Raw genomic sequence first — 7,943 nt, 5'->3', positions numbered from 1 at the left:
GTTCAAAAGTGAGCCGCTGTAAGAGCGGAACCGATACAAGCCATCACCCAAATAATGGATATACACACCGCCCGTCACAGCTCCAGCCGAACCTGCGCACACAACCCCCCACCGTCCCGGTTGCTCAGGGTCAACTCCCCACCAATCGCCACCGCCAGTTGCTGGGCAATCGCCAACCCCAGCCCTGTACCACCAGTGCCACGATTACGCGAACTCTCCACCCGGTAAAACGGCTGCATCACCTGCACCAGTTCATCCTCGGCAATCCCCGGCCCCCGGTCCAGCACCTTGATCGAAAGCTCACCCGCCGCCGTCGACCCCACCTCCAACTGCGCCTCCCCGGCAAATTTCAGCGCGTTGTCCACCAGGTTCACCAGCACCCGACGCAACGCATGGGGCCGCGTATCCAAAACCACCGCGCTTTTACCGGTCAAACTCACTTGCTTGTTCATGTCCTGGTAATCAAACACCAGGCTGTCGAGAAACGCATCCAGGTCGATCCGGCAACTGGCCTCGGTGGACCCATGCACACTGCGGGCATACGCCACACCCTCGCGCACCAGATGCTCCATTTCCCCCAGGTCACTCCAGAGCTTTTCCCGGTCCACCGAGTCCTCCATGAACTCGGCACGCAATTTCATGCGGGTAATCGGCGTCTGCAAGTCATGGGAGATCGCCGCCAGAATCTGCATGCGCTCCTTGAGGTACTCGGCAATCCGCTTCTGCATTTCGTTGAACGCCGCCGCCGCATGCGCCACCTCGGTGGGGCCGGTTTCGTCCAGCGGCGTCGGGCGGGCATTCGGGTCGAGGGTTTCCACTGCCCGTGCCAGGCGTGTCAGCGGGCGGATGGCGATGCGCACGGCGATCCAGGTGCACACCAGCAACACCACCAGTTGCAGCACCAGTACCACCGGCAGCCAGAACGCAAACGGGATCGGCTTGGGATAGACATCAATCGTGACCGGGCTGCCATCGGCCAGGGTCAGGTGCGCCTGGAAGTGTTTTTGCAGGCCCGGGATGTCGCGAAACGTCAGTGGGTAATGCTCGCCCAACGCATCGGAAATCGACGTCGCGGCCATGGGCACGTTGTCGCTGGCCATCGGCTCGCCGGGTTCGCCGGCATTCAGCAGGTAGCGGTAGGCGTTGCGGTCGAGGCGCGGCAGCCAGCTGGCACGCTCGGCGGCGGGCAGGCGGTCGAGGATCGCGATCGACGTCGATACGTCGTTTTCCAGGTTGCCCAGCATTACGCTGCGGGCACTCATGTAGCGCTCATAGAACTGCGCACTGAACGACAGGGCGTTGGCGCACAGCAGGCTGACGATGAAAATTACCGTCAGTTGCGCCGCGAGGGTGCGCGGCCAGCGGAACGTGAGGGTCATGCCGGGTCCCCAAGGATTTCCACGGCCAGGGAGAACACATAGCCTTCGCTGCGCACGGTCTTGATGTAGGCCGGTTCGCGGGCGTCGTCCAAAAGGCGCTGGCGCAGGCGGCTGACCAGCAGGTCGATGGAGCGGTCGAACAGGTCCGCGTCCCGGCCCTGTGTCAGGTTCAGCAACTGGTCACGGTTGAGCACCCGTTGCGGATGGTCGAGGAAGACGCGCAGCAAACGGTATTCGGCACCGCTCAAGGCCACCAGGGTGTTGTCTTCGTCCAGCAGATGGCGGGCGGTGGTGTCCAGGCGCCAGCGGCCAAAGCGGATCAGCCGGCCGCTTTCGGTCACCACCAGGTTTGGCGGCAGCATCCGTGTGCGCCGCAGCACGGCGTTGATGCGGGCCAGCAGTTCACGGGCGGCGAAGGGCTTGACCAGGTAATCGTCGGCGCCCATTTCCAGGCCGATGATGCGGTCGGTTTCATCGTTGCGCGCGGTGAGCATCAGGATCGGCGTGGCCTTGTGCTTGCCCACCCGCAGTTCGCGGCACAGCTGCAAGCCGTCGTCGCCGGGCATCATGATGTCCAGCACGATCAGGTCCACGGGCGTGGTGTCGAGGAAGCTGCGCATCTGCCGGCCGTCAGCCACCACGGTGGTGCGCAGGCCGTTCTTTTTCAGGTAGTTGCCCACCAGTTCGCGGATCTCCCGATCGTCATCGACAATCAGAATGTGATCGACGTGATCCATGCTGCCTTCCTCGTTGATTAGTCATTGATGCGCAGTCTAGCCACTGGCGGCGGGCTTGCCTTGTGCCCTTTGTATTGCAGTGTATCTGGCGGTGACGAGATACACATCGACGCAAAAATCCGGGCCTGGCCGACACAATCCGGATACCTCGCAAGGTTCAAATGAGCCCATCGAGGTAATCCGCCTCGGCCCACTTGAACCCCCGGGGAACCACCCATGACTATCAAAGCTGCCTATGCCAGTTGCCTGTTTGCCTTACTCACTGGCCTGAGTGTTGCCGCCCATGCCGAAACCACCGCCAGCCAGCCGGATATCCACCAGGTGCTGTCGATCTCCGAAGAGTCCGGTGGCGCGCTGTGCGGCATCGTCAACTCGAAACTGACCTACCTCGATTCCGAGGGCCAGCGCCACGTCCTCGACTACCGCAAATTTTCCAGCAATTGCCTTGAAGGCAGCTGAGGAGACCGGCCATGACCCCACTCAACAGCTTTCTCAGCGCCCTGGCGTTTTCCCTGGCGGGTGTGGCGGCGGATGTGAATGCCGCCACCGCGAAAAAACTCACTGGCAGTGAAACCTGCTTCCAGAACACGCCGCTGGCGCAAAACGGCGCGGCTCGCAAACGCGCCGAAACACCCCCGGCCACGAGGTGACACCCATGAACTTCATCCGATACCTGCGCCGCTCAAAAGGCCTGCTGCTGTTGGCACTGGTGGTTGCCTTGGTCGGCGTGCCCAAGGCGGTGAACTACCTGATCAACAACGTCGATGCCGAAAGTTTCAGCCAGTCCGATGAGCGCATGCCGTCCCTCGACGGCGCGGTGGCCTGGCTCAACTCGCCGCCGCTGACGGCCGAGGGCCTGAGGGGCAAGGTGGTGCTGGTGGATTTCTGGACCTACGACTGCGTCAACTGCCAGCGCAGCCTGCCGTACGTCAATCAGTGGGCAAAGAAGTACGCCAGGGACGGGTTGGTGGTGATCGGTGTGCACACGCCGGAAAACGCCTATGAGAAAGTCCTGGATAACGTACGCAGCCAGGTCAAGAAGCTGGACATCCATTACCCGGTGGCCATCGACAACGACTACCGCATCTGGCGCGCCTTCGATAACCAGTACTGGCCGGCCCATTACTTCTTCGATGCCACCGGCAAGGTGCGCTACAGCCATTTCGGCGAGGGCCGCTACGACAATCAGGAGAAAGTCATCCAGGCCCTGCTGGAAGAAGCCAGGGCGGCGAACGCGCCAACCTAAGCTAATGCCAAAAAGGTATTTATTGCGGGGTTTTTAGATCGTTTAGCTTCACCACTCCACGTACCTGTTCATGGAGTGAGCACCCAATGTCGCACCCGCTGGCAATCAACACCTTGCCCCTGCTGGACCTGGCGCTGCTCGACGGCAGCCCGGCCCAGCGTGGGCAGTTTCTCGATGACCTGCGCCACGCTGCGCGGCATATCGGTTTTTTCTACCTCACCGGCCACGGCATCGACGCCGGGTTGCTCACCCAGGTGCAGCAGCAGGCGCGCCGGTTTTTCGCCTTGCCGGAGGCCGACAAGCTTGCTGTCGGCATGATCAACTCCCCGCACTTTCGCGGCTACAACCGCGCCGCGTCGGAGATCACCCGGGGGCAGCCGGACCTGCGTGAGCAGTTCGACCTCGGCGCCGAGCGCGAGTCGCTGCAGCAAGGCCCGGATTCACCGGCCTGGTCGCGCCTGCAAGGCCCCAACCAGTGGCCTGCCGCGTTGCCTGAACTCAAGCCCTTGTTACTGGCCTGGCAGCAGGCGATGACGCAGATGTCCCTGCGCTTGTTGCGCGCCTTTGCCCAGGCCTTGTCGCTGCCGGAAAATGCTTTCGACCCGCTGTATGGCGCCAAGCCCAACGAACACATCAAGCTGATCCGCTACCCCGGCCGCCACGCCCAGCAGAGTCGCCAGGGTGTCGGTGCCCACAAGGATTCCGGCTTTCTCAGCTTCCTCCTGCAAGACCAGCAGGCCGGCCTGCAAGTGGAAGTGGAGGAGGGCCGCTGGATCGACGCCTTGCCGCGCCCCGACACCCTGGTGGTGAACATCGGCGAGTTGCTGGAACTGGCCACCAACGGCTACCTGCGTGCCACGGTGCACCGGGTCGAATCGCCGCCCCTGGGCAGCGAGCGTTTGTCCCTGGCGTTTTTCCTCGGTGCGCAACTGGACGCGGTGGTGCCGGTGTATCAGTTGCCGCCCGAGTTGCTGCGCGATGCCCACGGCCCCACCAGTGACCCGCGTAACCCGTTGCTGCGGGACGTCGGCTGGAACTACCTCAAGGGCCGCCTGCGTTCCCATCCGGATGTCGCCCAACGGTTTTACGCCGATGCCACGATTCCCCAAGCCCTGTCCGCCTGATAAGGAACATCACCATGCTCAAGAAAACAGCCCTGGCCCTGGCCGTCCTGATTGCCTCCTTCGACGCCCAGGCCGCCGAGGCCCTGCGTGTGGCGGCGGACCCGATTCCCCACGCGCAAATCCTCGAATACGTGCAGAAGCTCGACCCGCAGCTGCAGCTGAAAATCATCGAAATCCCCAACGGCGTGAACTCCAATGAACTGCTGGCCCACGGTGATGTGGACGCCAACTACTTCCAGCACTTGCCGTACCTGCACTCCCAGGAACAGGCTCTCGGCCAGAAATTCACAGTGGCGGCCACCGTGCATATCGAGCCGCTGGGTATCTACTCCCATCGCCACACCAGCTTTACCCAGGTGCCGGATAAAGGCACCGTGGCCGTGCCCAACAACGTCACCAACCTGAGCCGTGCGCTGTACCTGCTGCAAGCCAACGGCCTGATCACGCTCAAGCCCGGTTTCAACGACCCGGCCAAGGACCAGGCAACGCCCAAGGACATTGCCGAGAACCCCAGGCACCTGAAGATCCTCGAGATCGAATCACCACAGATTCCTCGTGCCCTGGATGATGTCGACCTCGCCGTGATCAATGGCAACTACGCCCTCGAGGCCGGCCTGTCACCGGCCAAGGATGCCCTTGGGCTGGAAAAAGCCCAGGGCAATCCCTACGCGAATATCCTCGTGACCACCCCGAAATTGCAGGACGACCCACGGATCAAACAGCTGGCCAAGGACCTGAATTCGCCGGAGGTGGCCAAGTTCATCACCGAGAAATATGCAGGTTCGGTGATTCCGGTAGCTGTCGAATGATCGTCGTCGAGCAGGTCAGCAAAACCTACGCCGATGGCCAGCCGCCGGCGCTGGATAACGTGTCGTTGCAGATTGCCGACGGTTCGATCTTCGGGATCGTGGGGCGGAGCGGGGCGGGCAAGAGTACTTTGCTGCGCTGCCTGAACCTGCTGGAGCGCCCGACTTCCGGGCGCATCCTCATGGACGGCCAGGACCTGACGCTGCTCAGTGACAAGCAACTGCGCCAGCAACGCCAGCGTATCGGCATGATCTTCCAGGGTTTCAACCTGCTGCATTCACGCAACGTCGCCGACAATGTGGCGGTGCCCCTGGAAATCGCCGGTCAGCCCAAGGCCGAGCGCGTTGCCCGGGTCAAGGAATTGCTGGAACTGGTCGGCCTGAGTGACAAGGCGCTGGCCTTTCCGTCGCAACTGTCCGGCGGCCAGAAGCAGCGCGTCGGCATCGCCCGGGCACTGGCGGCGCGCCCGGATTATTTGCTGTCGGACGAAGCCACCAGCGCCCTCGACCCGGAAACCACCGCGTCGATCCTGGAACTGCTGCGCAGTATCAATCGGCAACTGGGGGTGACCATCGTGTTGATCACCCACGAGCTGGATGTGGTCAAGGCTATCTGCGACAGCGCGGTATCCCTGGCCAATGGGCGTGTGGTGGAAAGCGGCAGCCTGATTCAATTGCAGGCCGATCCCGCCTCAAGCCTGGGCCGCTCACTGGCCCCCAGCCTGCCAGCGGTGAGGGCAGTATGAAAACGGACTGGAACGACATCCTGCAACTGCTGCTCACGGCCACTGGCGAAACCCTGTACATGGTGCTGCTGGCGGCGGTCTTTACCTTGCTGATCGGCCTGCCCCTGGGGGTGCTGCTGTTTGTCAGTCGCCGCGGCGGGCTGTTCCCGCTGCCACGGGTGAACCGTGTGCTGGGTGCGATGATCAACCTGGGCCGCTCATTGCCCTTTGTGGTGATGCTGATTGCCTTGATTCCGCTGACCCGGCTGATCGTCGGCACCACATTGGGCAGCACTGCCGCCGTGGTGCCGATCACCATTGGTGCCTTTCCGTTTTTTGCGCGGATTGTCGAGAACGCGTTGGACGAAGTGGACAAGGGGCGTATCGAAGCCATTGTCGCCATGGGCGGGGATATTCGGCATGTGATCTTCAAGGTGCTGCTGCCGGAGGCGCTCCCTGCGTTGCTTGCGGGGTTGACCCTGACCCTGGTGATGCTGATCGGCTTTTCGTCCATGGCCGGGGTGATTGGCGGTGGCGGCCTGGGGGACCTGGCGATTCGTTATGGGTACCAGCGTTTCAATAACCAGATCATGGTGGTGACGGTGATTGTGTTGGTGGTGCTGGTCCAGGGCGTGCAAAGCCTGGGGGATCGTTGCGTGAGGTCGCTGGCGCATCGTCGATAAACGGTTATGTACTAATGAATTTTTAATATTTCTAGTTATATGCGTGACTGAGTAAAGTTCCCTTACGTACCTTCACCTCGTCGCCGGGAAATACTCTTCATGAACCGTCCCCACGGGCATCCCACGCCGATCCTGACTTTACCCCAGGGCGAAAAAGACCCGTTGTCGATTCGCGCCAAGGCGCTGGTTTTTGCCGACCCGCGTTCCCTGCAACTGCTCGAATATTTGCAACGTGTCGGCCCCAGTGAAGCGCCGGTGTTGATCAATGGCGAGACCGGCACCGGCAAGGAGCTGGTGGCGCGCTATATCCACAGCGCCAGCGGCCGCACCGGTGCGTTTGTGCCGGTGAACTGTGGGGCCATCAGCGAGAACCTTGCGGAAAGCGAATTTTTTGGGCATGAGGCCGGCTCGTTTTCCGGGGCCTCGGGGCGGCGGATCGGCTGGTTTGAAGAAGCCGATGGCGGGACCCTGTTCCTCGATGAGATCGGTGACTTGCCGCTGCCGTTGCAGGTGAAGCTGCTGCGGGTATTGCAGGAGCAGGAAGTGGTGCGAGTGGGGTCGCGCAAGCCGATCAAGATCAATATCCGGCTGGTGACGGCCACTAACATCGACCTGGAGCAGGCGGTGGAGGCGGGCAACTTTCGTCTTGACCTGTTCTATCGCATCAACGTGGCGCAGGTGCAGGTGTTGCCGTTGCGTGAGCGGCCGCTGGATATCCTGCCGTTGGTTGAGCATTTTCGGCGGCTCTACAGTGCCAGGTTGAAAATCGCCGAGCCGATGTTGTCGGAGTCGGCGACCCAGGCGTTGCTGGATTATCCGTGGCCGGGGAATATTCGTGAGCTGGAGAATGTGGTGCACCTGGCGCTTTTGGTGGCTGGGGACAGGCCGATCATGCCGTCGCACTTGAAGTTTTCTGCGGGGCTGAGTGCGATGCATGCCAGCGTTAACAGCGGGGCGCCGAGGATTCCGCAGGAGGTGGTGCGGGAGCAGTTGCTGCGGTTGTTCGAGGTGCCGGGGGATTCGTTGTTGCACGATATCGAGGATTTGATCGTGCGGGAGGCGTTTGCGTTTTGTGGGTTTAATCAGTTGCGTACGGCGGAGTTGTTGGGGGTGACGCGCAATGCCATGCGGACGCTTTTGGTGAATCATGGGATGCTCAAGGGGCGGGTGAAACCCTGATTTTTTGGTGTACATATCCGTTATTTGGGTAACGGCGGCTTATGGTTTCGCTCTTACAGCGAGT

9 protein-coding genes and 1 pseudogene are annotated in these 7,943 nt (G+C 61.7%); 8 read left to right on the top strand and 2 right to left on the bottom strand.

The genetic code is table 11. The features are described from left to right. Positions 1 to 74 precede the first annotated feature (74 nt). Together ACW9I6_RS28495 and ACW9I6_RS28490 are read right to left on the bottom strand one after the other, a co-directional pair. Positions 75 to 1,379 (bottom strand): ATP-binding protein, encoded by a 1,305-nt coding sequence (locus ACW9I6_RS28495; protein WP_003212508.1) that lies wholly within the window; start codon positions 1,377 to 1,379, stop codon positions 75 to 77. Next, entirely contained in the window at positions 1,376 to 2,116 is a 741-nt protein-coding gene (locus ACW9I6_RS28490; RefSeq protein WP_003212510.1) for a response regulator, read from the bottom strand. The genes ACW9I6_RS28495 and ACW9I6_RS28490 overlap by 4 nt, the downstream gene beginning before the upstream one ends. Positions 2,117 to 2,332: 216 nt before the next feature. Here ACW9I6_RS28490 and ACW9I6_RS28485 point away from each other — a divergent pair, with 216 nt between their 5' ends. From ACW9I6_RS28485 to ACW9I6_RS28450, 8 genes and pseudogenes are all read left to right on the top strand, one after another. Continuing rightward, positions 2,333 to 2,575: a DUF2790 domain-containing protein gene (locus ACW9I6_RS28485; RefSeq protein WP_003212513.1), complete on the top strand. Its 243-nt coding sequence runs from the start codon at positions 2,333 to 2,335 to the stop codon at positions 2,573 to 2,575. An 11-nt stretch (positions 2,576 to 2,586) separates the two neighbouring features. After that, positions 2,587 to 2,766 (top strand): hypothetical protein, encoded by a 180-nt coding sequence (locus ACW9I6_RS28480; RefSeq protein ID WP_087695230.1) that lies wholly within the window; start codon positions 2,587 to 2,589, stop codon positions 2,764 to 2,766. Positions 2,767 to 2,843: 77 nt separating this feature from the next. Next, positions 2,844 to 3,362 (top strand): annotated as a pseudogene (locus ACW9I6_RS28475) (thioredoxin family protein); the annotation flags it as partial. 86 nt (positions 3,363 to 3,448) lie between these two features. Further along, positions 3,449 to 4,486 (top strand): isopenicillin N synthase family dioxygenase, encoded by a 1,038-nt coding sequence (locus tag ACW9I6_RS28470; RefSeq protein ID WP_457340092.1) that lies wholly within the window; start codon positions 3,449 to 3,451, stop codon positions 4,484 to 4,486. Between the two features lie 14 nt (positions 4,487 to 4,500). Continuing rightward, entirely contained in the window at positions 4,501 to 5,295 is a 795-nt protein-coding gene (locus tag ACW9I6_RS28465) for a MetQ/NlpA family ABC transporter substrate-binding protein (RefSeq protein ID WP_457340091.1), read from the top strand. Further along, positions 5,292 to 6,038, top strand: a complete 747-nt coding sequence (locus ACW9I6_RS28460) for a methionine ABC transporter ATP-binding protein (RefSeq protein WP_003212524.1) — start codon at positions 5,292 to 5,294, stop codon at positions 6,036 to 6,038. Before ACW9I6_RS28465 ends, ACW9I6_RS28460 begins: the two co-directional genes overlap by 4 nt. Next, complete coding sequence (locus ACW9I6_RS28455; protein WP_457340090.1) at positions 6,035 to 6,700, top strand: methionine ABC transporter permease; 666 nt, start codon at positions 6,035 to 6,037, stop codon at positions 6,698 to 6,700. Before ACW9I6_RS28460 ends, ACW9I6_RS28455 begins: the two co-directional genes overlap by 4 nt. A 99-nt stretch (positions 6,701 to 6,799) precedes the next feature. After that, complete coding sequence (locus ACW9I6_RS28450) at positions 6,800 to 7,879, top strand: sigma-54 interaction domain-containing protein (protein WP_003212528.1); 1,080 nt, start codon at positions 6,800 to 6,802, stop codon at positions 7,877 to 7,879. Positions 7,880 to 7,943: the final 64 nt, after the last annotated feature.

The organism is Pseudomonas sp. SDO5522_S412, assembly GCF_054071215.1.
Note: the sequence above shows the minus strand (reverse complement) of the source record. Positions and strands in the feature narration are given on the sequence as shown.